This is a genomic window from Streptomyces sp. NPDC002779, assembly GCF_042888685.1.
Taxonomy (GTDB): domain Bacteria; phylum Actinomycetota; class Actinomycetes; order Streptomycetales; family Streptomycetaceae; genus Streptomyces.
In genome coordinates, this window is sequence record NZ_JBIAQC010000001.1 from 994,608 (window position 1) to 1,018,940 (window position 24,333).

Annotated in this window: 27 protein-coding genes; all 27 read right to left on the bottom strand. The window is 66.9% G+C overall.

Annotated features, from left to right (window positions below; translation table 11 throughout):
• Positions 1-34: 34 nt before the first annotated feature.
• A complete protein-coding gene (gene rplR, locus ACFYW5_RS04480) occupies positions 35-418 on the bottom strand; it encodes a 50S ribosomal protein L18 (RefSeq protein WP_067018998.1) in 384 nt (127 codons plus the stop codon).
• A gap of 3 nt (positions 419-421) precedes the next feature.
• Positions 422-961, bottom strand: coding sequence for a 50S ribosomal protein L6 (gene rplF, locus ACFYW5_RS04485; protein ID WP_389415425.1), 540 nt, complete (start codon positions 959-961; stop codon positions 422-424).
• A gap of 24 nt (positions 962-985) precedes the next feature.
• Positions 986-1,384, bottom strand: a complete 399-nt coding sequence (gene rpsH / locus ACFYW5_RS04490) for a 30S ribosomal protein S8 (protein WP_015658459.1) — start codon at positions 1,382-1,384, stop codon at positions 986-988.
• Between the two features lie 213 nt (positions 1,385-1,597).
• On the bottom strand, positions 1,598-1,783 hold the full coding sequence (locus ACFYW5_RS04495) for a type Z 30S ribosomal protein S14 (RefSeq protein ID WP_003948630.1): 186 nt from the start codon (positions 1,781-1,783) through the stop codon (positions 1,598-1,600).
• 5 nt (positions 1,784-1,788) lie between these two features.
• Positions 1,789-2,346, bottom strand: coding sequence for a 50S ribosomal protein L5 (gene rplE / locus ACFYW5_RS04500; protein ID WP_250070976.1), 558 nt, complete (start codon positions 2,344-2,346; stop codon positions 1,789-1,791).
• On the bottom strand, positions 2,346-2,669 hold the full coding sequence (gene rplX, locus ACFYW5_RS04505; protein ID WP_053674523.1) for a 50S ribosomal protein L24: 324 nt from the start codon (positions 2,667-2,669) through the stop codon (positions 2,346-2,348). Before rplX ends, rplE begins: the two co-directional genes overlap by 1 nt.
• Before the next feature lie 2 nt (positions 2,670-2,671).
• Complete coding sequence (gene rplN / locus ACFYW5_RS04510; protein WP_003998823.1) at positions 2,672-3,040, bottom strand: 50S ribosomal protein L14; 369 nt, start codon at positions 3,038-3,040, stop codon at positions 2,672-2,674.
• Positions 3,041-3,166: 126 nt separating this feature from the next.
• Positions 3,167-3,451 carry a 30S ribosomal protein S17 gene (gene rpsQ, locus ACFYW5_RS04515; protein ID WP_004984524.1) on the bottom strand — a complete coding sequence of 95 codons (285 nt, stop codon included), beginning with the start codon at positions 3,449-3,451 and terminating at the stop codon, positions 3,167-3,169.
• Positions 3,448-3,672, bottom strand: coding sequence for a 50S ribosomal protein L29 (gene rpmC / locus ACFYW5_RS04520; protein ID WP_030831683.1), 225 nt, complete (start codon positions 3,670-3,672; stop codon positions 3,448-3,450). The genes rpsQ and rpmC overlap by 4 nt, the downstream gene beginning before the upstream one ends.
• Entirely contained in the window at positions 3,672-4,091 is a 420-nt protein-coding gene (gene rplP, locus ACFYW5_RS04525) for a 50S ribosomal protein L16 (protein WP_004927269.1), read from the bottom strand. Before rplP ends, rpmC begins: the two co-directional genes overlap by 1 nt.
• Positions 4,092-4,096: 5 nt before the next feature.
• Positions 4,097-4,924, bottom strand: coding sequence for a 30S ribosomal protein S3 (gene rpsC, locus ACFYW5_RS04530; RefSeq protein ID WP_250070974.1), 828 nt, complete (start codon positions 4,922-4,924; stop codon positions 4,097-4,099).
• A complete protein-coding gene (gene rplV / locus ACFYW5_RS04535) occupies positions 4,924-5,271 on the bottom strand; it encodes a 50S ribosomal protein L22 (RefSeq protein ID WP_003974262.1) in 348 nt (115 codons plus the stop codon). Before rplV ends, rpsC begins: the two co-directional genes overlap by 1 nt.
• A 44-nt stretch (positions 5,272-5,315) precedes the next feature.
• The gene (gene rpsS, locus ACFYW5_RS04540; RefSeq protein ID WP_003992359.1) at positions 5,316-5,597 is read right to left on the bottom strand and encodes a 30S ribosomal protein S19; all 282 of its coding nucleotides are present in this window, start codon (positions 5,595-5,597) and stop codon (positions 5,316-5,318) included.
• A gap of 12 nt (positions 5,598-5,609) precedes the next feature.
• Positions 5,610-6,446 carry a 50S ribosomal protein L2 gene (gene rplB / locus ACFYW5_RS04545; RefSeq protein ID WP_059192905.1) on the bottom strand — a complete coding sequence of 279 codons (837 nt, stop codon included), beginning with the start codon at positions 6,444-6,446 and terminating at the stop codon, positions 5,610-5,612.
• A 38-nt stretch (positions 6,447-6,484) separates the two neighbouring features.
• Positions 6,485-6,904 (bottom strand): 50S ribosomal protein L23, encoded by a 420-nt coding sequence (gene rplW, locus ACFYW5_RS04550; RefSeq protein WP_389415426.1) that lies wholly within the window; start codon positions 6,902-6,904, stop codon positions 6,485-6,487.
• The gene (gene rplD, locus ACFYW5_RS04555) at positions 6,904-7,560 is read right to left on the bottom strand and encodes a 50S ribosomal protein L4 (RefSeq protein WP_389415427.1); all 657 of its coding nucleotides are present in this window, start codon (positions 7,558-7,560) and stop codon (positions 6,904-6,906) included. The genes rplW and rplD overlap by 1 nt, the downstream gene beginning before the upstream one ends.
• Before the next feature lie 8 nt (positions 7,561-7,568).
• The gene (gene rplC / locus ACFYW5_RS04560; protein WP_062706771.1) at positions 7,569-8,213 is read right to left on the bottom strand and encodes a 50S ribosomal protein L3; all 645 of its coding nucleotides are present in this window, start codon (positions 8,211-8,213) and stop codon (positions 7,569-7,571) included.
• Positions 8,214-8,230: 17 nt separating this feature from the next.
• Positions 8,231-8,539 (bottom strand): 30S ribosomal protein S10, encoded by a 309-nt coding sequence (gene rpsJ, locus ACFYW5_RS04565; RefSeq protein WP_003948644.1) that lies wholly within the window; start codon positions 8,537-8,539, stop codon positions 8,231-8,233.
• A 445-nt stretch (positions 8,540-8,984) separates the two neighbouring features.
• Positions 8,985-9,500: a hypothetical protein gene (locus ACFYW5_RS04570; protein ID WP_389415428.1), complete on the bottom strand. Its 516-nt coding sequence runs from the start codon at positions 9,498-9,500 to the stop codon at positions 8,985-8,987.
• A complete protein-coding gene (locus tag ACFYW5_RS04575; protein WP_389415429.1) occupies positions 9,488-14,062 on the bottom strand; it encodes a DUF6531 domain-containing protein in 4,575 nt (1,524 codons plus the stop codon). Before ACFYW5_RS04575 ends, ACFYW5_RS04570 begins: the two co-directional genes overlap by 13 nt.
• A gap of 197 nt (positions 14,063-14,259) precedes the next feature.
• Positions 14,260-15,453: an elongation factor Tu gene (gene tuf, locus ACFYW5_RS04580; RefSeq protein ID WP_217237702.1), complete on the bottom strand. Its 1,194-nt coding sequence runs from the start codon at positions 15,451-15,453 to the stop codon at positions 14,260-14,262.
• 156 nt (positions 15,454-15,609) lie between these two features.
• Positions 15,610-17,736, bottom strand: coding sequence for an elongation factor G (fusA, locus tag ACFYW5_RS04585; RefSeq protein WP_250070966.1), 2,127 nt, complete (start codon positions 17,734-17,736; stop codon positions 15,610-15,612).
• A 39-nt stretch (positions 17,737-17,775) separates the two neighbouring features.
• Positions 17,776-18,246 carry a 30S ribosomal protein S7 gene (gene rpsG, locus ACFYW5_RS04590; RefSeq protein ID WP_003998848.1) on the bottom strand — a complete coding sequence of 157 codons (471 nt, stop codon included), beginning with the start codon at positions 18,244-18,246 and terminating at the stop codon, positions 17,776-17,778.
• Between the two features lie 2 nt (positions 18,247-18,248).
• Positions 18,249-18,620, bottom strand: a complete 372-nt coding sequence (gene rpsL / locus ACFYW5_RS04595; RefSeq protein ID WP_003948652.1) for a 30S ribosomal protein S12 — start codon at positions 18,618-18,620, stop codon at positions 18,249-18,251.
• A gap of 315 nt (positions 18,621-18,935) precedes the next feature.
• Positions 18,936-19,454, bottom strand: a complete 519-nt coding sequence (locus tag ACFYW5_RS04600) for a DUF1707 and DUF4190 domain-containing protein (protein WP_389415430.1) — start codon at positions 19,452-19,454, stop codon at positions 18,936-18,938.
• A 139-nt stretch (positions 19,455-19,593) separates the two neighbouring features.
• Positions 19,594-20,202, bottom strand: a complete 609-nt coding sequence (locus ACFYW5_RS04605) for a hypothetical protein (RefSeq protein ID WP_389415431.1) — start codon at positions 20,200-20,202, stop codon at positions 19,594-19,596.
• Positions 20,203-20,369: 167 nt separating this feature from the next.
• Positions 20,370-24,269, bottom strand: coding sequence for a DNA-directed RNA polymerase subunit beta' (locus ACFYW5_RS04610; protein ID WP_389415432.1), 3,900 nt, complete (start codon positions 24,267-24,269; stop codon positions 20,370-20,372).
• Positions 24,270-24,333 lie beyond the last annotated feature (64 nt).

The window sequence follows — 24,333 nt, forward strand, 5'->3', positions numbered from 1 at the left end:
TTTACCTCTCTCTTTTCCGCTAGCTACGAACGGCTCAGAACTTCAAGCCGGCTTCGCGGGCGGCGTCCGCCAGGGCAGCAATGCGCCCGGCGTACTGATTGCCACCACGGTCGAATACGACAGCCTCGACGCCGGCGGCCTTGGCACGCTCGGCGACCAGGGCTCCGACCTGCTTGGCCTGGGCCGACTTGTCGCCCTCGCCACCGCGGACCGAGGTGTCCAGGGTGGACGCCGACGCCAGGGTGTGACCCTTGATGTCGTCGATCACCTGGGCCACGATGTGGCGGTTCGAGCGGGTAACGACCAGACGGGGACGCTCCGCCGTACCGGCGATCCGCTTGCGGATCCGGATGTGACGGCGCTTGATCGCGGCGCGCTTGTAGGCGTCGCCCTTCAGGATCTTCTGTCCGTATGCCATGGCTTACTTACCCGCCTTTCCGACCTTGCGGCGGATGACTTCGCCCTCGTACTTGACACCCTTGGCCTTGTACGGGTCGGGCTTGCGCAGCTTGCGGATGTTGGCCGCAACCTCGCCGACCTTCTGCTTGTCGATGCCCTCGACCTGGAAACGGGTCGGGGTCTCCACCTTGAAGGCGATTCCCTCGGGGGCCTCGACCGTGATCGGGTGGCTGTAGCCGAGCGCGAACTCGAGGTTCGAGCCCTTGGCGGTCACGCGGTAACCGACACCACTGATCTCGAGCTTCTTCACGTAACCCTGGGTCACGCCGGTGATCATGTTCGCCACCAGCGTGCGGGACAGGCCGTGCAGGGCCTTGTTCTGACGCTCGTCGTTGGGGCGGGTGACGTTCAGAACGCCGTCCTCACCCTTGACGATCTCGATCGGCGCCGAGACGGTGTGGGTCAGTTCGCCCTTGGGGCCCTTGACCTTCACCGTACGGCCGTCGATGGTGACGTCCACGCCGGCGGGAACCGCGATGGGGAGCTTGCCGATGCGCGACATAGCTGTTTCCTCCGTTCCCTTCCGTTACCAGACGTAGGCGAGAACTTCTCCGCCTACGCCCTTCTTGCCGGCCTGCTTGTCGGTGAGGAGCCCGTGGGACGTGGAGATGATCGCCACGCCGAGGCCACCCAGCACCTTGGGCAGGTTGGTGGACTTCGCGTACACCCGGAGACCGGGCTTGGAGATCCGCTTGATGCCCGCGATGGAGCGCTCACGGTTCGGGCCGAACTTCAGCTCGAGAACGAGGTTCTTGCCGACCTCGGCGTCCTCGACCTTCCAGCCCGTGATGAAGCCCTCCTGCTGGAGGATCTCCGCGATGTGCGACTTGATCTTCGAGTGCGGCATCGCCACGGTGTCGTGGTACGCCGAGTTCGCGTTCCGCAGACGCGTAAGCATGTCTGCGATCGGATCAGTCATGGTCATGAATTGGCCTTCGGCCTCTCTCGCCGGGGTTTCCAGGTGCCCATCCCTCTCCTCGATCCGAGACGAGGCGGGTGCGGTGCGGTGGACCTACGGCGTAGTAAGTCGTACGGGCGACCATCAGGCGCCCAACCCTCCAAGCCTAAGCCATGAAGGGGAGGGCGCCTGACACGCCCAGTGCTTACCGAGAGACTCCGGAATCCCTGAAAGCAGGGACTACCAGGAGCTCTTGGTCACGCCCGGCAGCTCGCCACGGTGAGCCATCTCACGAAGGCACACGCGGCACAGGCCGAACTTGCGGTACACGGAGTGGGGACGGCCGCAGCGCTGGCAGCGCGTGTAGCCACGCACGCCGAACTTGGGCTTGCGAGCAGCCTTTGCGATCAGAGCCTTCTTCGCCATCTCGCTCACGCCTCCTTGAAGGGGAAGCCGAGGTGACGAAGGAGCGCGCGGCCCTCAGCGTCGTTGGTCGCCGTGGTGACCACGGTGATGTCCATACCCCGGACGCGGTCGATCTTGTCCTGGTCGATCTCGTGGAACATGACCTGCTCCGTGAGACCGAAGGTGTAGTTGCCCCGACCGTCGAACTGCTTGGGGGACAGACCACGGAAGTCGCGGATGCGCGGCAGCGCGAGCGACAGGGTGCGGTCCAGGAACTCCCACATGCGGTCGCCACGGAGCGTGACGTGGGCACCGATCGGCTGACCCTCACGCAGCTTGAACTGCGCGATGGACTTGCGGGCCTTGGTGACGGCCGGCTTCTGACCGGTGATCGTGGTGAGGTCGCGGATGGCGCCCTCGATCAGCTTGGAGTCGCGGGCGGCGTCGCCCACACCCATGTTGACCACGATCTTGACGAGGCCGGGAATCTGCATGACGTTCTCGTACTTGAACTCTTCACGCAGCTTGCCCGCGATTTCCTCGCGGTACTTCGTCTTCAGACGCGGAGTGGTGGTGGTAGCCATCAGATGTCCTCACCCGTCCGCTTGGCAACGCGGATCTTGTTGCCCTCATCGTCGAAGCGGTAACCGACACGCGTGACAACCTTGTTGCCGTCCTTCTCAACGACCAGCTGGACGTTGGAGACGTGGATCGGCGCCTCGGTCGTGACGATGCCGCCGGCCTGCGAACCGCGAGCGGTCGGACCGGCCTTGGTGTGCTTCTTGACCCGGTTGACACCCTCGACCAGGACGCGCTCGTCGCGCGGGTAAGCGGCAATGACCTTGCCCTGCTTGCCCTTGTCCTTACCGGTGATGACCTGGACCAGGTCGCCCTTCTTGATCTTCATGCTTACAGCACCTCCGGCGCGAGCGAGATGATCTTCATGAACTTCTTCTCGCGCAGCTCACGGCCGACCGGGCCGAAGATACGGGTGCCGCGAGGGTCGCCGTCGTTCTTCAGAATGACGGCGGCGTTCTCGTCGAAGCGGATGTACGAGCCGTCCGGACGGCGGCGCTCCTTGACGGTGCGAACGATGACCGCCTTGACGACGTCACCCTTCTTCACGTTGCCACCGGGGATCGCGTCCTTGACGGTGGCGACGATGACGTCACCGATGCCCGCGTAGCGGCGACCGGAGCCACCGAGCACACGGATGCAAAGGATTTCCTTCGCACCAGTGTTGTCGGCGACGCGCAGTCGCGACTCCTGCTGGATCACGTCTATCTCCTGTTTGTCTGCCGGTTCCCGGGGCGGGGTCTCATGACCCCGCCCCGAGCCTGGCGGAACTGACCTGCGGGATTACCCCCGCAGGAATACCTTGCTTAAGGAATTCCCTTACGGGAATTACTTGGCCTTCTCGAGGATCTCGACGACGCGCCAGCGCTTCGTCGCGGACAGCGGACGCGTCTCCATGAGGAGGACGCGGTCGCCGACGCCCGCGGCGTTCTGCTCGTCGTGGGCCTTGAGCTTGTTCGTACGGCGGATGACCTTGCCGTACAGCGCGTGCTTCACACGGTCCTCGACGGCGACGACGACGGTCTTGTCCATCTTGTCGCTGACGACGAGACCCTCACGGGTCTTGCGGAAGCCTCGGGCCTCTGTGTTCTCAGTCACGTTGTTCTCGCTCATGCGTTCTCCACCGTTTCGATGCCCAGCTCACGCTCGCGCATCAGGGTGTAGATCCGCGCGATGTCCTTACGGACGGCCTTGAGCCGACCGTGGTTCTCGAGCTGACCAGTCGCCGCCTGGAAGCGGAGGTTGAACAGCTCTTCCTTGGCTTCGCGGAGCTTCGCCAGAAGCTCCTCGTCACCCAGTTCGCGCAGCTCGGACGCCTTGGTACCGGCCGACATCACGCTTCACCTGCCTCGCGCTTGACGATCCGGCACTTCATCGGCAGCTTGTGGGCTGCGCGAGTCAGGGCCTCACGGGCGATCTTCTCGTTGGGGTAGGACAGCTCGAACATGACCCGGCCCGGGTGCACGTTCGCGATCCACCACTCGGGAGAACCCTTACCGGAACCCATGCGGGTCTCGGCAGGCTTCTTCGTGAGCGGGCGGTCCGGGTAGATGTTGATCCAGACCTTGCCGCCACGCTTGATGTGGCGGGTCATCGCGATACGGGCCGCCTCGATCTGGCGGTTGGTCACGTACGCCGGCGTGAGGGCCTGAATGCCGTACTCGCCGAACGCGACCGTCGTACCGCCCTTGGCCTGACCACGGCGCTTCGGGTGGTGCTGCTTGCGGTGCTTGACCCTACGGGGGATCAGCATGACGGTCAGGCCTCCGTTCCGGTGCTCTCAGCCGGAGCGGCGGCGGGAGCCTCGGCCTTGGGGGCCTCGGCGCCGGCAGCCTGCTGCGGCTTGCGACCGCGCCGCTCGCCACCGCGGCCACCACGGGCCGGGCGGTCGGAGCCGCCGCCACCGCGAGCCGGGCGGTTACCCGCACGGGCGGCAGCGTTCTCGGCGCGGACCTCGGCGATGTTCTTGACATCGCCCTTGTAGATCCAGACCTTCACACCGATGCGGCCGAAGGTCGTCTTGGCCTCGAAGAAGCCGTAGTCCACGTTCGCGCGGAGCGTGTGCAGGGGCACGCGGCCCTCGCGGTAGAACTCCGAGCGGGACATCTCGGCGCCACCGAGGCGGCCGCCGCACTGGATCTTGATGCCCTTGGCGCCGGCCTTCATCGCCGACTGCATGCTCTTACGCATGGCGCGGCGGAAGGAGACGCGGGAGGAGAGCTGCTCGGCGACGGCCTGAGCAACCAGCTGAGCGTCCGTCTCGGGGTTCTTGACCTCGAGGATGTTCAGCTGGACCTGCTTGCCCGTGAGCTTCTCGAGGTCACCGCGGATGCGGTCGGCCTCGGCGCCACGGCGGCCGATGACGATGCCCGGACGCGCGGTGTGGATGTCCACGCGGACGCGGTCACGGGTGCGCTCGATCTCCACCTTGGAGATACCGGCGCGCTCCATGCCGGACGTCATCATCCGACGGATGGCGACGTCTTCCTTGACGTAGTCCTTGTACAGCTTGTCGGCGTACCAACGGGACTTGAAGTCCGTGGTGATGCCGAGCCGGAACCCATGCGGGTTTACCTTCTGGCCCATTACCGGGTTCCTTCCTTGCTGCTGACGACCACGGTGATGTGGCTGGTCCGCTTGCGGATCCGGTAGGCACGGCCCTGGGCGCGCGGCCGGAACCGCTTCAGGGTCGGACCCTCGTCGACGTACGCCTCGGAGATGAAGAGGCTGTCGGCGTCGGTGTGGTCGTAGTTGTGCGCGGCGTTGGCGATGGCGCTGTCCAGCACCTTGCCGACGGGCACTGAGGCTGCCTGCGGAGCGAATCGCAGAACAGCCTGAGCCTCCGTGGCGTCCATGCCACGGATCAGGTCCACCACTCGGCGGGCCTTCATGGGCGTGACGCGGATGTACCGCGCCTGGGCCCTGGCTTCCATGGTTGTCCCTCTCAGTTACTTACGTGTCTGAATGCGATCCGCTGCTAGCGGCGCTTCGACTTCCGGTCGTCCTTGACGTGACCCCGGAAGGTGCGCGTCGGCGAGAACTCGCCGAGCTTGTGGCCGACCATCGACTCGGTGACGAACACCGGGATGTGGGTCTTGCCGTTGTGCACCGCGAGCGTGTGGCCGAGCATGGCCGGCACGATCATGGAGCGACGGGACCAGGTCTTGATGACGTTCTTGGTGCCGGCTTCGTTCTGGGCGTCCACCTTCTTGATCAGGTGGTCGTCGACGAAGGGCCCCTTCTTGAGACTACGCGGCATCTAAACCCGCTCCTAGCGCTTCTTGTTCGTCTTGCGGCGGCGGACGATGTACTTGTTCGAAGCCTTCTTCGGCGAACGAGTACGACCCTCCTTCTGACCCCAGGGGCTGACCGGGTGGCGACCACCGGAGGTCTTGCCCTCACCACCACCGTGGGGGTGGTCAACCGGGTTCATCGCCACACCGCGAACGGTCGGGCGGACGCCCAGCCAGCGCTTGCGGCCGGCCTTACCCCAGTTGATGTTGCTCTGCTCGGCGTTGCCGACCTCGCCGACGGTGGCGCGGCAGCGCACGTCGACCAGGCGGATCTCACCGGAGGGCATGCGCAGGTGGGCCATCTGGCCCTCCTTCGCGAGCAGCTGCACGGAGGCACCGGCGGAGCGGGCGAACTTGGCGCCGCCACCCGGACGGAGCTCGATCGCGTGGATCGTGGTACCGACCGGGATGTTGCGGAGCGCCAGGTTGTTGCCCGGCTTGATGTCGGCCCCGGGACCGTTCTCGACGCGGTCACCCTGCTGCAGGTTGCGCGGGGCGAGGATGTAGCGCTTCTCGCCGTCGGCGTAGTGCAGCAGCGCGATGCGCGCGGTGCGGTTGGGGTCGTACTCGATGTGCGCGACCTTCGCCGGCACGCCGTCCTTGTCGTGACGACGGAAGTCGATCACGCGGTAGGCGCGCTTGTGTCCGCCACCCTGGTGGCGAACGGTCACACGACCGGCGTTGTTACGGCCGCCCTTGCTGTGCAGCGGGCGGACCAGCGACTTCTCCGGCGTGGACCGCGTGACCTCGACGAAGTCGGCGACGCTGGAGCCACGACGGCCCGGCGTAGTCGGCTTGTACTTGCGGATTCCCATTTCTCAGTCCTCGTCCGATATCGGACGATCCGACCCGCTTACGCGGTCGGACCGCCGAAGATGTCGATACGGTCGCCCTCGGCGAGGGTCACGATCGCGCGCTTGCTGTCCGCACGCTTGCCGAAGCCCGTCTTGGTCCGCTTGCGCTTGCCCTGACGGTTGATCGTGTTGACCCCGGTGACCTTGACCGAGAAGACCGCCTGGACGGCTTCCTTGATCTGGGTCTTGTTGGCACGCGGGTCGACGATGAACGTGTACTTGCCCTCGTCGAGGAGCGCGTAGCTCTTCTCGGAGACGACCGGCTTGAGCAGCACGTCACGGGGGTCCGTGATCGACTTGCTCAGCGGGGTCTCGACGGTGTTCTTGCCCTCCGTGGCGTGGCGACGCGCCTTGGCGACGCGGGCGGCCTTGGCGGCCTTGGCCGCCTTGGAGGCAATGGCGGGGTGACGGATAGCCATCAGGCCTCGCTCCCTTCGGTGTCATTGGCCTTCGGGCCGGACACGAAGGACTCGAAGGCGGCCTGGGTGAAGACCACGTCGTCCGAGACGAGAACGTCGTACGTGTTCAGCTGGCCCGGCTCCAGGATGTGGACCTGGGGCAGGTTGCGGGCGGACAGCCACGCGGCCTCGTCGGCACGCTCGACGACCAGGAGCAGGTTCTTGCGCTCCGAGATCTTGCCGAACAGCGACTTCGCGGCCTTCGTCGAGGGGGTCTCACCCTCGATGACGCCGGAGACGACGTGGATGCGGTTGTTGCGGGCCCGGTCGGTGAGGGCGTGGCGCAGGGCCGCGGCCTTCATCTTCTTCGGGGTCCGCTGCGAGTAGTCACGCGGCACGGGACCGTGCACGACGCCACCACCGGCGAACTGCGGCGCGCGGGTCGAGCCCTGACGGGCGCGACCGGTGCCCTTCTGGCGGTAAGGCTTCCTGCCACCGCCACGGACTTCGCCGCGGGTCTTGGTCTTGTGCGTGCCCTGGCGGGCAGCGGCCAGCTGTGCGACGACGACCTGGTGAAGCAGCGGGACGCTGATCTTCTCTACGTCGAAAATCTCCGCAGGGAGCTCGACGGTACCGGCCTTGTCGCCCGCCGGCGAAAGGATGTCAACAGTGCTCATCGGTTACCTCAGGCCCCCTTGGCCGCGGTGCGGACCAGGACGAGGCCGCCGTTCGGACCGGGAACCGCGCCCTTGATGAGCAGCAGGCCCTTCTCCGCGTCAACGGCGTGGACGGTCAGGTTCTGGGTGGTGACCCGCTCGTTGCCCATGCGACCCGCCATGCGGAGGCCCTTGAACACACGGCCCGGGGTGGCGCAGCCACCGATGGAACCGGGAGAGCGGTGCTTGCGCTGGGTGCCGTGACCGGCGCCGAGGCCCTTGAAGTTGTGACGCTTCATGACACCGGCGAAGCCCTTGCCCTTGCTCTTGCCGGTGACGTCGACCTTCACGCCGGCCTCGAAGACCTCGGCCGTGACTTCCTGGCCGAGCGTGTACTCGGAGGCGTCAGCGGTGCGGATCTCGACGAGGTGACGACGGGGGGTGACGTCGGCCTTGGCGAAGTGACCCTTGAGGGGCTTGTTCACCTTGCGCGGGTCGATCTCGCCGAAGGCGATCTGGACCGACTCATAGCCGTCGACGTCGTTCGTACGCACCTGGGTCACGACGTTGGGGCCGGCCTTGACGACGGTGACGGGAACAACACGGTTGTTCTCGTCCCACACCTGCGTCATGCCGAGCTTCTCGCCCAGGATGCCCTTGATCTGCTTAGCCATTCTCAGATCACCGACCCTCAGAGCTTGATCTCGATGTCGACACCGGCCGGGAGGTCGAGTCGCATCAGAGAGTCAACGGTCTTGGGAGTCGGGTCGAGGATGTCGATCAGGCGCTTGTGCGTACGCATCTCGAAGTGCTCGCGCGAGTCCTTGTACTTGTGCGGCGACTTGATGACGCAGTACACGTTCTTCTCAGTGGGCAGCGGCACCGGGCCCGCGACCGACGCACCAGTGCGAGTCACCGTCTCGACGATCTTCTTCGCCGAAGAGTCGATGACCTCGTGGTCGTAGGCCTTGAGCCGGATGCGGATCTTCTGTCCCGCCATGGCTACTCAGTAGTCCTTTGTCTCGTAACGCTCTGGAACCCGGTGTTCCTGTCCCTCACTCTCCGACCCACGCGGTCGGGCGTGTCGCGCTCCCGCTGACACAGATGTCCCTTGTTCGAACATCCCTGCTGGGAATGCACACGGTCCTTCCGGAACCGCAGGCCGAGGGCGAGAAGCCCACCGGGCGCCTGGTCGGTGCCGCACCACACTTCCCGGAAGATTCCCGTACGTCCGCCCCAGCGCTGCCTTGCGGCAGTTAAGGCGACGAGTACCGTGGGACTTGCTTCCAGTCCTCCCGGCGGGAGGCGCGCAGCATCAACACTCGACCGAGCAACTCCGACAGTCTGCCATATGGGGCAGCCGCCTGGCCAATCGAGCCGGAGACAATACCCCGGGAGTGACGCAGGTCAAACACCGGCGGCCCGGAGCCCCGCGGGCAGAGCCGTCAGAGCCACTCCCCCTCGTCGCCCTCCACGCCCTCGCCGCGGTCGCGCACCACCACGACCAGCTGGACCGGCGCTTCGGTGTCGTCGTGCTTGACACCGGCCAGCAGGACCTTGCCCGAGAGCAGCCAGGCGGTGTGGTCGATGTAGTCCGCGCCGTCGGTCAGATCCTCGTCGGAGCTTTCCAGCCGGGCCCCCAGGGCGCCGGATTCCAGCTGGGCGGCGATGCGCGGAAGTTCGGCCGAGGCGGTGTCGTACAGGTCGTCGAGGTAGGTGTCCGGGTCCGGCCACTCCTCCTCGACCTCCCGGTACCAGAGCGTGAACTCAACCTGCACGGACGGCCCGTCGCCCTGGATCCACGCGTGCGCGTCCTCGCGCCGCCAGGTCGTCGCCCATTCCTTCGCCGGATTCCTGCGCTCGCCCGTCCAGCCCGCCGCCTCGAGCACCGCGGCCGCCGCGGGGCCGGTGAGTTCGTCGAGTTCGGACAGCCGACCCACTTCCGCGCTTACGTCAACCATTTACTCATTCCGCTCATACCATTGCCGGGCACATGAAAGACCGCCAGCGTACCATTTGCCATTGCCTCCGGGAAATGCGTGCCGAGCACCTCTCGGAAATGCGCAGCACCCGCTTCATTCGATATGGCATAGCGCACGCCTTTCCCGCCGAGTTCTTCATTCAGCTTCAGCAGCTTGGCGGCCTGGTCGGTGATTTTCTGCTCCTTGTAGAAGGAGCTTTCGGGGTTGTAGGCGGACTTGGCCCACTCGCTCTCCCGTCCGCCGGTGAACTTCGCCTCCATGATCCAGCCGTTCGTGGGACCGCCGTCCACATGGACTTCCCGGCCGTTGGAGAGCTTCCAGATCTGCTCGTAGTCCACGCCGGACACCACCCGCTGGTACCTGAACGAGGGGCGCTTGAGCATCTTGTCGGTCAGCCAGGCGAGCCCCTTGAAGGTGGGGCAGGTCTGCAGCCCCAGCGGGTCGGACCAGACCAGCGGATTGACCACGTACGCGTAGTGGTCGGGGCCCGCGGCGAGCCCGAGGGGGTCGGGCGAGAGGTACCGGGAGGTGTACGGGTCGTAGTAGCGGAAGCAGTTGTAGTGGAGTTCGCTCTCGGTGTCGACGTACTGGCCGGGGAACCGAAGCCGACAGGATTCTTCCGATTCGGAGAATTCCCATGGTTCTCCCCACAGGCTCGATCTGTTCTTCCAGACCGCCGCGCCTTCCGGGGAAAGCAATTCACGGGGACTGCCCGCGAGATCGCTCACGATGAGCCGGAATCTCCGGTCCACCTCGTCCTGCGGAGCGTCGCGGAGCCATTCACGGGTGCTCTGCGCCACCGGGCGATGACTGTCGGGGGCGTACTCCCAGGTGACGCTGGTACGGTCACCGGCTCCGCGGTCGTGTATCTCCTCCGCCAGTCGGCTGCCGTCCCAGACGAAGAAGACGGCCTCGGCGACTTCCCCGGCGGAATCCAGGCGTTCCTTCGATATCCGGCGCCCGAGGGGGTCGTAGGCGTAGCGCCAGGTCGCCCCGTCCGGGGTGACCAGACCCGTCAGCCGGTCCTCCGCGTTCCAGCTGTACGTCCAGGTCTTCCGTCGGCCCGACAGCGTTCTCCGGGTACGGCGGACCACCCGGCCCTGGGCGTCGTACTCGTAGCCGGTCCGTCCCGCCTGCCTCAGCCGGTTGCCGGAGTACTCGAACCGCTGCTCGGGTTCCTCACCGGCACCGTCCGGCCGCTCCCGGCCGGAGGCGACCAGCCGGCCGCCGGTGTCGTAGGCGTAGCGCTCGGTCCCCGACCGTGCCCCGACCGCGACGGGCCGGCCCACCGCGTCCAGGGCGTAGCGCGTGCTGCCGTCCAGGGCGTCGATCTCCTCGACGGGGCCGGTGGGGCCGTGGACGTACTCACGGTCGACGAAGGCCGCCTCCGTGACGACGGTCTGCCGACGCATGCGGTGCAGCCCGTCCCAGGTCTGCCGCACCGCCGGCCGGTCGCCGAGCCTGATCTCCGTCTCCCGGCCCGCGGCGTCGTGGGTGAAGTGCAGGGCGTGGTCGAAGGCCGCGAGCTCCCGGGGCTGTCCGTCGGGGGTGTAGGACCAGTTGCTCAGCGCTCCGGAGGGGGTGACGCGGGCCGTGCGGCGGCCGGCCAGGTCGTAGCGGAAGCTGCTGGTCCGTCCGTTGACGGTCTCCTCCGTGACCCGCCCGTACTCGTCGTGCGCGAAGGTGAGGTGGACGCCGGGCGAGCGGGCCTCCGCCAGCAGCCCGGCCTCGTCGTACCGGAACACCGTGATGGCGTCCCCGGCTCGCTTCTCGATGACGTTGCCGACCACGTCACGCAGGTACTCGACCGTCTCACCGGCGCCGTTGACCTGCCGGACCAGCCGGCCCACCTCGTCGCGCACGTAGCCGATCCGGCGCCCGTCGAAGTCCCGCTCCGCGACCAGGTGGCCCGCCGCGTCGTAGGTGTAGGTCCAGGTGAGCCCGTGCGCGCCGGTGACGCCGGTGAGCCGCAGCTCGGTGTCGTGCGCGAAGCGGAGGGTGGCGCCCGCGGGGTCGGTCCTGCTCACCAGGAGGTCGAAATGGGAGTACGTCGACACGGTCGTCGCCCCGGCGGCGTCCGTGTACGCGAGGAGGTTGCCCTCCGCGTCCCAGGTCCAGGACTCCCTGCTGCCGTCGGCCGCGACCCGCTCCCTCCGCCTGCCCTCCGGCGTCCAGGAGATCCGGGTGATGCCGCCCAGCGGATCCGTCACGGTGTCGACGCGGCCGAACGCGTCCCGGGTGTACTCGACGGCCGCACCGGTGGCACTCGTGACCCGCACCGGCAGGCCGGCGGCGTTCGGCACCAGGGACACCGTCGCCCCCAGGGGATCGGTGATGGCGACAAGGGCGCCTGCGGGGCCGTACCGGAAGGCGGTCTCGGCGCCTCCCGGCTCCACCACGGACGTACGGTTCCCGCGCTCGTCGTAGGCGTAGGTGCGCACGGCCCCGTCGCCACCGACGGTCCTGACCGGCAGGTGCCACTGGTTGTACTCGGCACTGGCCCGGCGGCCGTCGGGGCCGGTGATCGACGTGACGTTGCCGGCGTCGTCGTAGGTGTACGTCGTCTCCCGTCCCACCGGGTCGGTCTGCTTGAGGAGCCGGCCGTGCCGGTCCCACGCGAGCGACTCCCGGCGGCCCAGGGGGTCGGTCACCCGGACGAGTTGCAGCAGCTCGTTGTACTCGTACCGGAGGGAATGTCCGAGCGAGTTCGTGTAGGTCGTGCGGCGCCGGGCGGTGTCGTAGCCGATCACGCAGTCGAGGTAGCCGTCGGCGCCCTGCCCCGCCACGCAGCGGTCCGCGCCGTCGTAGGTGAACCGGTACCAGCTGCCGTTGCGGTCGGTCCAGGAGACGACGCGTGCCCGGTCGTCGTAGGTGAGCCGGAGCGGCAGGCCGGAGGAGTTGTGGATCTCGGTGAGGTTCCGGTCCGCGGAGTACGCGTACCGACGCACCGTCGTGGTGCCGTCGGCCGCGGCACGGTCGCGCAGCCGCAGCCCCGTCACCAGGCCGTCCGCCGTGTCGACCTCGATGAGGTAGCCGCCGGAGTGCCGTACCGCGACCGGGGTGCCGTCGGCGTCCCGGTCGATGTCGACGCGGTTGCCGTTGCGGTCCGTGATCGCGGACAGCGCCAGGGTGTACGGCATGTCCGGCGACGGCTCGGTGACCACCGCGAAGTGACGTGTGACGCCGAGGGCGGGGTCGTGGACGCGCAGGGTGCCGTGGTGCGGCCCGTCCCACTCCAGCGGCCAGCGCGGGCCTTCCAGCGGCATGGTCGGCTCGCCGGGGGCGGGCACGGGATAGGCGAGGATCATGCCGTCCTCGGCGGCGAACAGCACGCCCTGGTCGTCGAGTTCGACGCGCTCGTCGAGCGTGGACGCCCATGACCTGCCGAACCAGCGTCCTTCCCGGTACGTGGAGATATGGGTGCGCTTCAGCGCCAGCGCCAGGACCCCGGGCAGTTCGACGTCCGTGTCGTACATCAGCATCTCGCCGGTGACCATGTCGATGGGGTCACCGCCCGGGCAGCGCCCCGCGAGCGCCTTGGCTCGCTTCACGAGGCTGCCCGCACCGCCTCTGAGCGACCTGCCGAGCCCCTTGACGCCCGCGGCCATGCCCTTGAGCCCGACCTTCCCGGCGGCTTTCAGGCCCTTGGCGAGCCCGCCGAGGGTGGTGAGCCCCTTCATACCCGGTATGCAGTCCAGCGCGGCCAGCCCCACATCCCACAGGGACGCCCGGCCCTGCGAATACTTGTAGAGCGTGTCCGCAAGCACCACGAGCGCGGCCACCAGCACGATCGCAGCCAGGATCGGCCCCCCGATGATCAGCGCGATCACACCCACCACCGCCACGACGACCTTGCACACCGCGACGATCGTGTCCCAGTTGTCGACGAACCAGTCCCCGATGTCCTCCCACCACGACCGGTTCTGAATCCCCGCGTCCGACGCCTCATCAATCTTCGTCTTCGCGGTCCTGGCCGCCTCCTCACGCATCTTGCGCGCGTCCCCGGCCATCTTCTTCGCCGCATCCAACGCACCCTGCGCATCCGCCACATCACCACGGGCAGTCGCTTGCGCGCTCTCCGCCTGCTGCACATCCCGGGTGGCGGCGCGGACCTTCGCCTCGTCCGGCTTATCCGCCGCCTTACTGCCCGTCGGATCGTCCTTGTACTTGTCGGCTTCCTTCCCCGCCCGCGTCACCCACGAATCAGCCGTCGACAGCCGCGACTTGGCCGACGCGAGATCCGACCGCGCCTCCCGCCCCCGCGCCAGCGCCCGATCCGCCAACGCCTGCGCCCGCTCCAGCTTCGGCCAGTAATCCGCCAGCGCATCACCGCACAACTCGTACGACGACTTCAGCTTCCTCAGATTCTTCGGCACATCGGCGAAGTCCTCCTTGAAGACATCAGCCGACTTACCCGCCCACTCCGCGAGCGTGCCCTCCCCCGCCATCCCCTTCACCAGACGCAACGCATCCGACACGTCATCCGCGAAGTCATGCAACTTCTTCGCCAGCTGCCGCACCTGCTGCGGATCCCCCGGCACCGGATCACCGTCCAGATCCAGGACATGCCAATCCGTGGGCCGATGCCCCGCCATACCGCAACCCCCGTCACGTACGCACCACCAACAACCGTATGCACACGGGAACATACGGCAAAGGGGCCCGTACGACCGAAGTCGTACGGGCCCCTTCAAGGAGCTCAGCTATACGGCTGGAGCTACCAGGTCAATCAACAAGCTTACTTGTTGATCTTGGTGACCTGGCCGGCGCCCACGGTCCGGCCACCCTCACGGATGGCGAACTTCAGGCCCTCCTCCATGGCGACGGGCTGGATGAGCTCAACCTTCATCTCAGTGTTGTCGCCCGGCATGACCATCTCCGTGCCCTCGGGGAGGGTCACAACGCCCGTCACGTCCGTCGTACGGAAGTAGAACTGCGGACGGTAGTTGTTGAAGAACGGCGTGTGGCGGCCACCCTCGTCCTTGGACAGGATGTAGGCCTGCGCCTCGAACTCGGTGTGCGGGGTGACCGAGCCCGGCTTGATGATGACCTGGCCGCGCTCGACGTCCTCGCGCTTGATGCCACGGAGGAGCAGACCGACGTTCTCACCGGCCTGGCCCTCGTCGAGCAGCTTGCGGAACATCTCGATACCGGTGACCGTGGTGGTGGTCTTGTCCTGCTTGATGCCGATGATGTCAACGGTCTCGTTGACCTTCAGGACACCACGCTCGATACGGCCGGTGACGACCGTACCGCGACCGGTGATCGTGAAGACGTCCTCGACGGGCATGAGGAACGGCTTGTCGACGTCACGCTCGGGGGTCGGGATCGCCTCGTCGACGGCGGCCATCAGGTCCAGGACCGACTGGCCCCACTCCTTGTCGCCCTCGAGCGCCTTGAGCGCCGAGACCTTGACGACCGGCAGGTCGTCGCCCGGGAACTCGTACTCGGAGAGGAGCTCACGGACCTCGAGCTCGACGAGCTCCAGGATCTCCTCGTCGTCCACCATGTCGGCCTTGTTCAGGGCGACGACGATGTACGGAACGCCGACCTGGCGGGCCAGGAGCACGTGCTCCTTGGTCTGCGGCATCGGGCCGTCGGTGGCGGCGACCACGAGGATGGCGCCGTCCATCTGGGCAGCACCCGTGATCATGTTCTTGATGTAGTCCGCGTGACCGGGGCAGTCGACGTGGGCGTAGTGACGCGTCTCCGTCTGGTACTCGACGTGCGCGATCGAGATGGTGATACCGCGCTGGCGCTCCTCAGGAGCCTTGTCGATCTGGTCGAAGGCCGAGGCCTCGTTCAGGTCCGGGTACGCGTCGTGCAGCACCTTGGTAATGGCGGCCGTGAGGGTCGTCTTACCGTGGTCGATGTGACCGATGGTGCCGATGTTGACGTGCGGCTTAGTCCGCTCGAACTTCGCCTTCGCCACGGGGGTCCTCCTGGGAGTGGTTCTGGTACGCCTTACTTCATCGGCGCCAGGTGATCTTTGCTGGAAAGTCCGGGGTCCTGGGACAAACACCTGCTTTTACGGGTGTTTGCCCCCTGAGGCTCCGGAGTCAAGCCTAAAGCGTGCGAACGCGGTGCGTTACTCGCCCTTGGCCTTCGCGATGATCTCCTCGGCGACGTTCCGCGGAACCTCGGCGTAGGAGTCGAACTGCATGGAGTAGCTGGCCCGGCCGGACGTCTTGCTGCGCAGGTCGCCGACGTAACCGAACATCTCCGAGAGGGGCACGAGGCCCTTCACGACGCGGGCACCGGCCCGCTCCTCCATGGCCTGGATCTGGCCACGGCGGGAGTTGATGTCACCGATGACCTCACCCATGTAGTCCTCGGGCGTGGTGACCTCTACGGCCATCATCGGCTCGAGGAGCACAGGGCTGGCCTTGCGCGCGGCCTCCTTGAAGGCCTGCGATCCGGCGATCTTGAACGCGAGCTCGGAGGAGTCGACCTCGTGGTAGGCACCGTCGAGAAGCGTGACGCGGACGCCCGTCATCTCGTACCCGGCGAGGATGCCGAACTGCATGGCCTCCTGCGCACCGGCGTCGACCGAAGGGATGTACTCCTTCGGGATACGACCACCGGTCACCTTGTTCACGAACTCGTACGAGGCGTCGCCGCCCTCGATCGGCTCGATCGCGATCTGCACCTTCGCGAACTGACCGGTACCACCGGTCTGCTTCTTGTGGGTGTAGTCCACGCGCTCGACGGCCTTGCGGATCGTCTCACGGTAGGCGACCTGCGGCTTACCAACGTTGGCCTCGACCTTGAACTCTCGGCGCATACGGTCGACCAGCACCTCGAGGTGCAGCTCGCCCATACCGCCGATGATGGTCTGGCCGGTCTCCTCGTCCGAGTGAACCTGGAAGGAGGGGTCCTCCTCCGCGAGACGCTGGATGGCGACACCCAGCTTCTCCTGGTCACCCTTGGACTTGGGCTCGATGGCGACCTGGATGACCGGCGCCGGGAAGTCCATGGACTCCAGGATCACCGGGGCCTTGTCGTCGCACAGCGTCTCACCGGTCGTGGTCTGCTTCAGACCCATCACGGCGATGATGTCGCCGGCGCCCACCGCGTCGATCTCCTCACGCTTGTTCGCGTGCATGCGGTAGATCTTGCCGATGCGCTCCTTCTTGCCCTTGACGGAGTTCAGCACCGAGGTGCCGGACTCCAGGCGGCCCGAGTAGACCCGGACGAAGGTGAGCTTGCCGAGGTGCGGGTCGCTCATGATCTTGAACGCAAGGGCGGACAGCGGCTCGTCCTCGGACGGCTTGCGCTTGACGACCAGCTCGGGGTCCTTCACGTCGTGGCCCTCGATGGCCTCGACGTCGAGCGGGGTCGGCAGGTAGCGCACGACCGCGTCGAGCAGGGGCTGGACGCCCTTGTTCTTGAACGCGGTGCCGCAGAACACCGGGGTGACCGTGGTGTCGCTGGACTTGCCGGACGCGATGGTGATGCGACGGATCGCGGCGTACAGCTGCTCCTCGGTGGGCTCCTGGCCCTCCAGGTACAGCTCCATGATCTCTTCGTCGTTCTCGGCGACGCCCTCGATCAGCTTGCCGCGGTACTCCTCGGCAGCCTCGGTGTGCGTGGCCGGGATGTCGACGACGTCGTACATCTCGCCCTTGGCGGCCTCGGCGGACCACACGAGCGCCTTCATGCGGACCAGGTCCACGACGCCCTTGAAGTCGGCCTCGGCACCGATCGGAAGCTGCATGACCAGCGGCTGCGCACCGAGGCGGTCCGAGATCATGTCGACGCAGCGGTGGAACTCCGCGCCGGTCCGGTCGAGCTTGTTGACGAAGCAGATGCGCGGCACGCCGTAACGGTCGGCCTGACGCCACACCGTCTCGGACTGCGGCTCGACACCGGCGACACCGTCGAACACCGTCACGGCACCGTCGAGCACACGCAGGGAGCGCTCCACCTCAACGGTGAAGTCGACGTGCCCCGGGGTGTCGATGATGTTGATGGTGTAGTCGTTGTCCTCGAGCGGCCAGTGGCAGGTGGTCGCAGCAGACGTGATCGTGATGCCACGCTCCTGCTCCTGCTCCATCCAGTCCATGGTGGCAGCGCCGTCGTGGACTTCACCGATCTTGTACGAAACGCCGGTGTAGAACAGGATCCGCTCGGTGGTGGTCGTCTTGCCCGCGTCGATGTGGGCCATGATGCCGATGTTGCGCACCTTGGCCAGGTCAAGCGAAGTGGTAGCCATAAGGCTTCAGTCTTCTCTCGGTCTCGATGTGGACTGCGACTACCAGCGGTAGTGCGCGAAGGCCTTGTTGGACTCGGCCATCTTGTGCGTGTCCTCGCGCTTCTTCACAGCGGCACCGAGGCCGTTGGAGGCGTCGAGGAGCTCGTTGAGCAGACGCTCGGTCATGGTCTTCTCGCGACGGGCGCGGGAGTAACCGACCAGCCAGCGCAGCGCCAGCGTGTTGGCGCGGCCGGGCTTGACCTCGACCGGCACCTGGTAGGTGGCGCCACCGACGCGGCGGGACTTGACCTCGAGGGTCGGCTTGATGTTCTCCAGAGCGCGCTTCAGCGTGATGACCGGGTCGTTGCCGGTCTTCTCGCGCAGGCCCTCCATGGCGCCGTAGACGATGCGCTCGGCGGTGGAGCGCTTGCCGTTCAGCAGCACCTTGTTGATGAGGGAGGTCACCAGAGGAGAACCGTAGACCGGGTCGATGATGACCGGGCGCTTCGGGGCGGGGCCCTTACGAGGCATTCTTACTTCTCCTTCTTGGCGCCGTAGCGGCTGCGGGCCTGCTTGCGGTTCTTGACACCCTGGGTGTCAAGCGAACCTCGGATGATCTTGTAGCGAACACCCGGCAGGTCCTTCACACGGCCACCACGCACGAGCACGATGGAGTGCTCCTGCAGGTTGTGTCCCTCACCCGGAATGTAAGCGGTGACCTCGATCCCGCTGGTCAGACGCACACGCGCGACCTTACGCAGGGCCGAGTTCGGCTTCTTCGGGGTGGTCGTGAACACACGCGTGCAGACGCCGCGACGCTGAGGAGAACCCTCGAGTGCGGGCGTCTTGTTCTTCTCGACCTTGTCCTGCCGGCCCTTCCGGACCAGCTGCTGGATCGTAGGCACTACTTCTCCGGTTTCTGTGTGCCGAATGGTGAAGCTAACCTGGAACGTCTCCGACCCACGCGGTCGGGTGTGTCGAATCCGGCGGACTCCCGCCGCAAGGCGAAAAGAGCACAGATTACGGTGGCCACTCACAGCTCGCTATGCGGTTTGAAGGCACGCACGAGAGCCAGGGCACACCCCAGGCACAAGGTCTGAGCGTACCTACCTCATTCGCTGCGGTCAAAACAAATGAGGCCCGCTCACATCTCGGCACGTGTCATGTCAAGACCGTCCGCCGCGATTGATCTTCGAATCCACGAGATCGATCGTCGGGCTCTACGCTCCGGACACGGCCGCGGCCACCATCAGCAGCGTCAGCACGAGCACCCAGCCGGCCGTGGACAGCCAGCCGAGCACCAGCCCCGTCAGCGCCAGCGCGTCACCGCCCTCGCCGGTCCGCCGGATCTCGGCGCGGGCCGAGTGCCCCAGGACGACCGCCGGTATGCCGGTGAGCCCGAAGCTGACCAGACACAGCAGCCCGCACACGCCCGCCCCGACCGCCTTCCCGTTGGTCCGCGGCCGCGGTACGGCGTAATAGGGCGCCGGGTGCGGTACGGCCAGGAAGGGCACCTGCTGCGGCACAGGGCCGTTGGGCAGGTCGGCGACCAGCAGACCCAGCTCCCCCACCGTACGGGCGGCATACGCCCGCGCAACCCGCTTCTCGAACTCGGGCTGCTCCATCCGCCCCTCGCCGAACCCCGCCCTCAGCACATCCACGGCTCGCTCACGGTCGGCGTGCGAGGCGAGCATCGAAGAACCGCCGCCCTGCCAGGACGGCCACACCGGTTGCGTCATGGAGCACCTCCCCGTACCGGCCGGAGTTCCTCCATCATGCGCCGAACCGGCATTCCCGGCACAGGGTGCGGCCCCGGAGAAAACCCGGAGACACCCCCGAGCAGCAGAGCAGGGCGAAGGTGATGGCGCCCGGCGGCGCTCAGGGAAGGTCGAACTCGCCCTCGGCCGTGGGCACCACGTCGGAGGGCGTGCCCGGCGTCGGCGCGGTGGTGCTCGGCCCGACGGGCGCCTCGGAGGTAGTGGTCCCCCCTCCCGTCGCCTCCCCGGAGACGGGGGCGGTGACGGTGGACCCGTCCTCCATCGTGAAGGTCAGCTCCCCGCTGTAGGGGCCCGGCTCGGTCGGAGTGACCTGGAAGATCACATCGCAGCCCTCCGGCGGCACCTCGCCCAGGCACTTCTGGATGAACGCGAGCTCCGCGCCGTCGATCTCCCCCGTGACCCCCTGCAGCGGCTTGGGCTTCTCCCCGCTCGACCCCACGACGTGCACCTCCCCCCGGGTGGACTCCCCCACCTCGGTCCGCGGGAGCTTGACCGCCGTCCCGGAACCGCCCCGCGAGTCACTGCCCGGGAAGATCGAGGCCGGCCGGTCCTTCTCCGCGTCCCCGGTCGCCGCCGTGCCGTTCTCCTCGGCCCCCGTGGGCCGCGTCTGCTCCTGGCCCGAGCCGGAGCCCTCGCCGCCGCCCCCGCAGGCCGCCAGCACCGCCGTCATCGCCGCTGCGGCGAACAGCCTGACCATCGCTGACGTCATGTCGCCTCCGCTTCCACCGGGCCGGGTCCGGGCCAACCTCGCACAGCGGCAGGGCGACCGGTGCGGACCCGCCGGGCGGCACCGCACGATCACTCGCACGCCGGGCTCGAACACGCCGAAGGGCGGCCACCCGTGTGGGTGGCCGCCCTTCGCCTCAAGCGACTCGCTTACTGGTTGTACGGACCGTAGTCGTAGTCCTCCAGCGGAACGGCCTGGCCGGAGCCGGTGCCGAACGGCGAGTAGTCGATGTCGTCGTAGCCGACGGCCGAGTACATCGCGGCCTTGGCCTCCTCGGTCGGCTCGACCCGGATGTTGCGGTAGCGGGACAGACCCGTACCGGCCGGGATGAGCTTACCGATGATGACGTTCTCCTTGAGGCCGATGAGCGAGTCGGACTTGGCGTTGATCGCCGCATCCGTGAGGACTCGTGTCGTCTCCTGGAAGGACGCCGCCGACAGCCAGGACTCCGTGGCCAGCGAGGCCTTGGTGATACCCATGAGCTGCGGACGACCGGAGGCCGGGTGACCGCCCTCCTGGACCACACGACGGTTCTCGGTCTCGAACTTCGAGCGCTCGACCAGCTCGCCGGGCAGCAGCTCGGCGTCGCCGGACTCGATGATCGTCACCCGGCGCAGCATCTGCCGGATGATGATCTCGATGTGCTTGTCGTGGATCGACACACCCTGCGAGTTGTAGACCTTCTGGACCTCGCCGACCAGGTGGACCTGGACGGCACGCTGACCCAGAATGCGCAGCACGTCGTGCGGGTTGGTGGCACCCACGGTGAGCTGCTGGCCCACCTCGACGTGGTCGCCCTCGCGGACCAGGACCTTGGCACGCTTGGAGATCGGGAACGCCGTCTCGTCGCTGCCGTCGTCCGGGGTGACGACGATCTTCTTGGTCTTCTCGGTCTCCTCGATCCGCACGCGGCCGGAGGCCTCGGAGATCGGGGCGACACCCTTCGGCGTACGGGCCTCGAAGAGCTCGACGACACGGGGCAGACCCTGGGTGATGTCGTCACCGGCCACACCACCGGTGTGGAAGGTACGCATCGTCAGCTGGGTACCGGGCTCACCGATGGACTGGGCGGCGATGATGCCGACCGCCTCACCGATGTCGACCAGCTTGCCGGTGGCCAGCGAGCGGCCGTAGCACATGGCGCAGGTGCCCACCTGGGACTCGCACGTGAGGATCGAGCGGGTCTTGACCTCCTCGACACCGTGGTGCACGAGCTGGTCGATGAGCACGTCACCCAGGTCCACGTTGGCCGGCGCGATCACCTTGCCGTCGATGACGACGTCCTCGGCGAGCATGCGGGCGTAGACGCTGGTCTCGACGTCGTCCGTCTTGCGCAGGACGCCGTCCGCGCCGCGCACGGCGATCTTCAGCTTCAGACCGCGCTCGGTGCCGCAGTCCTCCTCGCGGATGATCACGTCCTGCGAGACGTCCACCAGACGACGGGTCAGGTAACCCGAGTCGGCGGTACGCAGGGCGGTGTCCGCCAGACCCTTACGGGCACCGTGCGTGGAGATGAAGTACTCCAGCACGGACAGGCCCTCACGGAAGGACGCCTTGATCGGACGCGGGATGGTCTCGTTCTTCGCGTTCGACACCAGACCACGCATACCGGCAATCTGACGCATCTGCATCATGTTGCCTCGTGCACCCGAGTTCACCATCATGAAGATCGGGTTGGTCTTCGGGAAGTTGTCGTTCATCGCCTCGGCGACCTCGTTGGTCGCCTTGGTCCAGATCGCGATGAGCTCCTGCGTGCGCTCGTCCTTGGTGATCAGACCGCGCTCGTACTGCTTCTGGACCTTCTCGTCCTGCGCCTCGTAGCCCTTGACGATCTCCTTCTTCGCCTCGGGAACGACGACGTCGGAGATGGCCACGGTGACACCGGAACGGGTCGCCCAGTAGAAGCCGGACGCCTTCAGGTTGTCGAGCGTCGCCGCCACGATGACCTTGGGGTAGCGCTCGGCGAGGTCGTTGACGATCTCGGAGAGCTGCTTCTTGCCGACCTCGTAGTCGACGAACGGGTAGTCCTCGGGCAGCAGCTCGTTGAAGAGCGCGCGGCCCAGGGTCGTCCGCAGCCGGAACGAGTCGCCCTGCTGCCACTCCGGCTCGCCCTCCTCCCGCGCCGGCGGCATCCAGCCACGCGGCGGGATGGTGCCCACCGGGAAGCGGATGTCGATCGGCGACTGGAGCGAGAGCTCGCCCGCGTCGAACGCCATGATCGCCTCGGCGACGGACGCGAAGGAGCGGCCCTCACCCTTGACGTTCCGCATCTCACCGTCGGTGGTGAGGAAGAACAGACCGAGGACCATGTCCTGGGTCGGCATCGTCACCGGACGGCCGTCGGCGGGCTTGAGGATGTTGTTCGAGGACAGCATCAGGATGCGGGCCTCGGCCTGCGCCTCCGCGGACAGCGGCAGGTGCACGGCCATCTGGTCACCGTCGAAGTCCGCGTTGAACGCGGTGCAGACGAGCGGGTGGATCTGGATGGCCTTGCCCTCGACCAGCTGCGGCTCGAAGGCCTGGATGCCGAGGCGGTGCAGGGTGGGAGCACGGTTCAGCAGCACCGGGTGCTCGGCGATGACCTCTTCGAGGACGTCGTACACGACGGTGCGGCCGCGCTCCACCATGCGCTTGGCGCTCTTGATGTTCTGCGCGTGGTTCAGGTCGACCAGGCGCTTCATCACGAACGGCTTGAAGAGCTCCAGCGCCATGGCCTTGGGCAGACCGCACTGGTGCAGCTTCAGCTGCGGGCCGACGACGATGACGGAACGCGCCGAGTAGTCGACTCGCTTGCCGAGCAGGTTCTGCCGGAAACGACCCTGCTTGCCCTTCAGCATGTCGCTGAGGGACTTCAGCGGGCGGTTACCGGGACCGGTGACCGGGCGACCACGACGACCGTTGTCGAAGAGGGCGTCAACGGCCTCCTGAAGCATGCGCTTCTCGTTGTTGACGATGATCTCCGGAGCACCCAGGTCGAGCAGGCGCTTCAGACGGTTGTTGCGGTTGATCACCCGGCGGTACAGGTCGTTCAGGTCGGAGGTCGCGAAGCGGCCACCGTCCAGCTGCACCATCGGGCGAAGGTCCGGCGGGATGACCGGGACGCAGTCGAGGACCATGCCCTTGGGGCTGTTGGAGGTCTGCAGGAAGGCAGACACGACCTTCAGCCGCTTCAGCGCACGGGTCTTCTTCTGGCCCTTGCCGGTACGGATGATCTCGCGGAGCCTCTCGGCCTCCTCCTCGAGGTCGAAGGACTCCAGGCGCTTCTGCAGCGCCGCGGCACCCATCGAGCCGTCGAAGTAGGTACCGAAGCGGTCCCGCAGCTCGCGGTAGAGCAGCTCGTCGCCCTCGAGGTCCTGGACCTTGAGGTTCTTGAACCGGGTCCACACCTCGTCGAGACGGTCGATCTCGCGCTGCGCACGGTCGCGCAGCTGCTTCATCTCCCGCTCGGCACCTTCGCGCACCTTGCGGCGCACGTCGGCCTTGGCGCCCTCGGCCTCCAGCTCGGCCAGGTCCGACTCGAGCTTCTTGGCGCGGGCCTCGAGGTCGGCGTCGCGCCGGTTCTCGACCTGCTGCCGCTCGACGGAGACGTGCGCCTCCAGGGAGGGCAGGTCGCGGGTGCGGCGCTCCTCGTCGACGTACGTGATCATGTACGCCGCGAAGTAGATGACCTTCTCGAGGTCCTTCGGAGCCAGGTCCAGCAGGTAGCCGAGGCGCGACGGGACGCCCTTGAAGTACCAGATGTGCGTGACCGGGGCGGCCAGCTCGATGTGGCCCATCCGCTCCCGGCGCACCTTGGCGCGGGTCACCTCGACGCCGCAGCGCTCACAGATGATGCCCTTGAAGCGGACACGCTTGTACTTGCCGCAGTAGCACTCCCAGTCCCGGGTCGGACCGAAGATCTTCTCGCAGAAGAGTCCGTCCTTTTCGGGCTTGAGGGTGCGGTAGTTGATGGTCTCGGGCTTCTTGACCTCGCCGTGGCTCCACTGACGGATGTCGTCAGCGGTGGCCAGACCGATCCGGAGCTCATCGAAGAAGTTGACGTCGAGCACTATGCGTCAATCCCTCTCAGGGTTGTAAGTCTTAGGGGTCTGATACGGGGGTCCTGGGGCCGGC

Coding starts and splice junctions, on each gene's coding strand:
- rplR (WP_067018998.1), bottom strand. CDS start 418: ATGGCATACGGACAGAAGATCCTGAAGGGCGACGCCTACAAGCGCGCC.
- rplF (WP_389415425.1), bottom strand. CDS start 961: ATGTCGCGCATCGGCAAGCTCCCCATCGCGGTTCCCGCCGGCGTGGAC.
- rpsH (WP_015658459.1), bottom strand. CDS start 1,384: ATGACCATGACTGATCCGATCGCAGACATGCTTACGCGTCTGCGGAAC.
- ACFYW5_RS04495 (WP_003948630.1), bottom strand. CDS start 1,783: ATGGCGAAGAAGGCTCTGATCGCAAAGGCTGCTCGCAAGCCCAAGTTC.
- rplE (WP_250070976.1), bottom strand. CDS start 2,346: ATGGCTACCACCACCACTCCGCGTCTGAAGACGAAGTACCGCGAGGAA.
- rplX (WP_053674523.1), bottom strand. CDS start 2,669: ATGAAGATCAAGAAGGGCGACCTGGTCCAGGTCATCACCGGTAAGGAC.
- rpsQ (WP_004984524.1), bottom strand. CDS start 3,451: ATGAGCGAGAACAACGTGACTGAGAACACAGAGGCCCGAGGCTTCCGC.
- rpmC (WP_030831683.1), bottom strand. CDS start 3,672: ATGTCGGCCGGTACCAAGGCGTCCGAGCTGCGCGAACTGGGTGACGAG.
- rplP (WP_004927269.1), bottom strand. CDS start 4,091: ATGCTGATCCCCCGTAGGGTCAAGCACCGCAAGCAGCACCACCCGAAG.
- rpsC (WP_250070974.1), bottom strand. CDS start 4,924: ATGGGCCAGAAGGTAAACCCGCATGGGTTCCGGCTCGGCATCACCACG.
- rplV (WP_003974262.1), bottom strand. CDS start 5,271: ATGGAAGCCAGGGCCCAGGCGCGGTACATCCGCGTCACGCCCATGAAG.
- rpsS (WP_003992359.1), bottom strand. CDS start 5,597: ATGCCGCGTAGTCTCAAGAAGGGGCCCTTCGTCGACGACCACCTGATC.
- rplB (WP_059192905.1), bottom strand. CDS start 6,446: ATGGGAATCCGCAAGTACAAGCCGACTACGCCGGGCCGTCGTGGCTCC.
- rplW (WP_389415426.1), bottom strand. CDS start 6,904: ATGGCTATCCGTCACCCCGCCATTGCCTCCAAGGCGGCCAAGGCCGCC.
- rplD (WP_389415427.1), bottom strand. CDS start 7,560: ATGAGCACTGTTGACATCCTTTCGCCGGCGGGCGACAAGGCCGGTACC.
- rplC (WP_062706771.1), bottom strand. CDS start 8,213: ATGGCTAAGCAGATCAAGGGCATCCTGGGCGAGAAGCTCGGCATGACG.
- rpsJ (WP_003948644.1), bottom strand. CDS start 8,539: ATGGCGGGACAGAAGATCCGCATCCGGCTCAAGGCCTACGACCACGAG.
- ACFYW5_RS04570 (WP_389415428.1), bottom strand. CDS start 9,500: ATGGTTGACGTAAGCGCGGAAGTGGGTCGGCTGTCCGAACTCGACGAA.
- fusA (WP_250070966.1), bottom strand. CDS start 17,736: ATGGCTACCACTTCGCTTGACCTGGCCAAGGTGCGCAACATCGGCATC.
- rpsG (WP_003998848.1), bottom strand. CDS start 18,246: ATGCCTCGTAAGGGCCCCGCCCCGAAGCGCCCGGTCATCATCGACCCG.
- ACFYW5_RS04600 (WP_389415430.1), bottom strand. CDS start 19,454: ATGACGCAACCGGTGTGGCCGTCCTGGCAGGGCGGCGGTTCTTCGATG.
- ACFYW5_RS04605 (WP_389415431.1), bottom strand. CDS start 20,202: ATGACGTCAGCGATGGTCAGGCTGTTCGCCGCAGCGGCGATGACGGCG.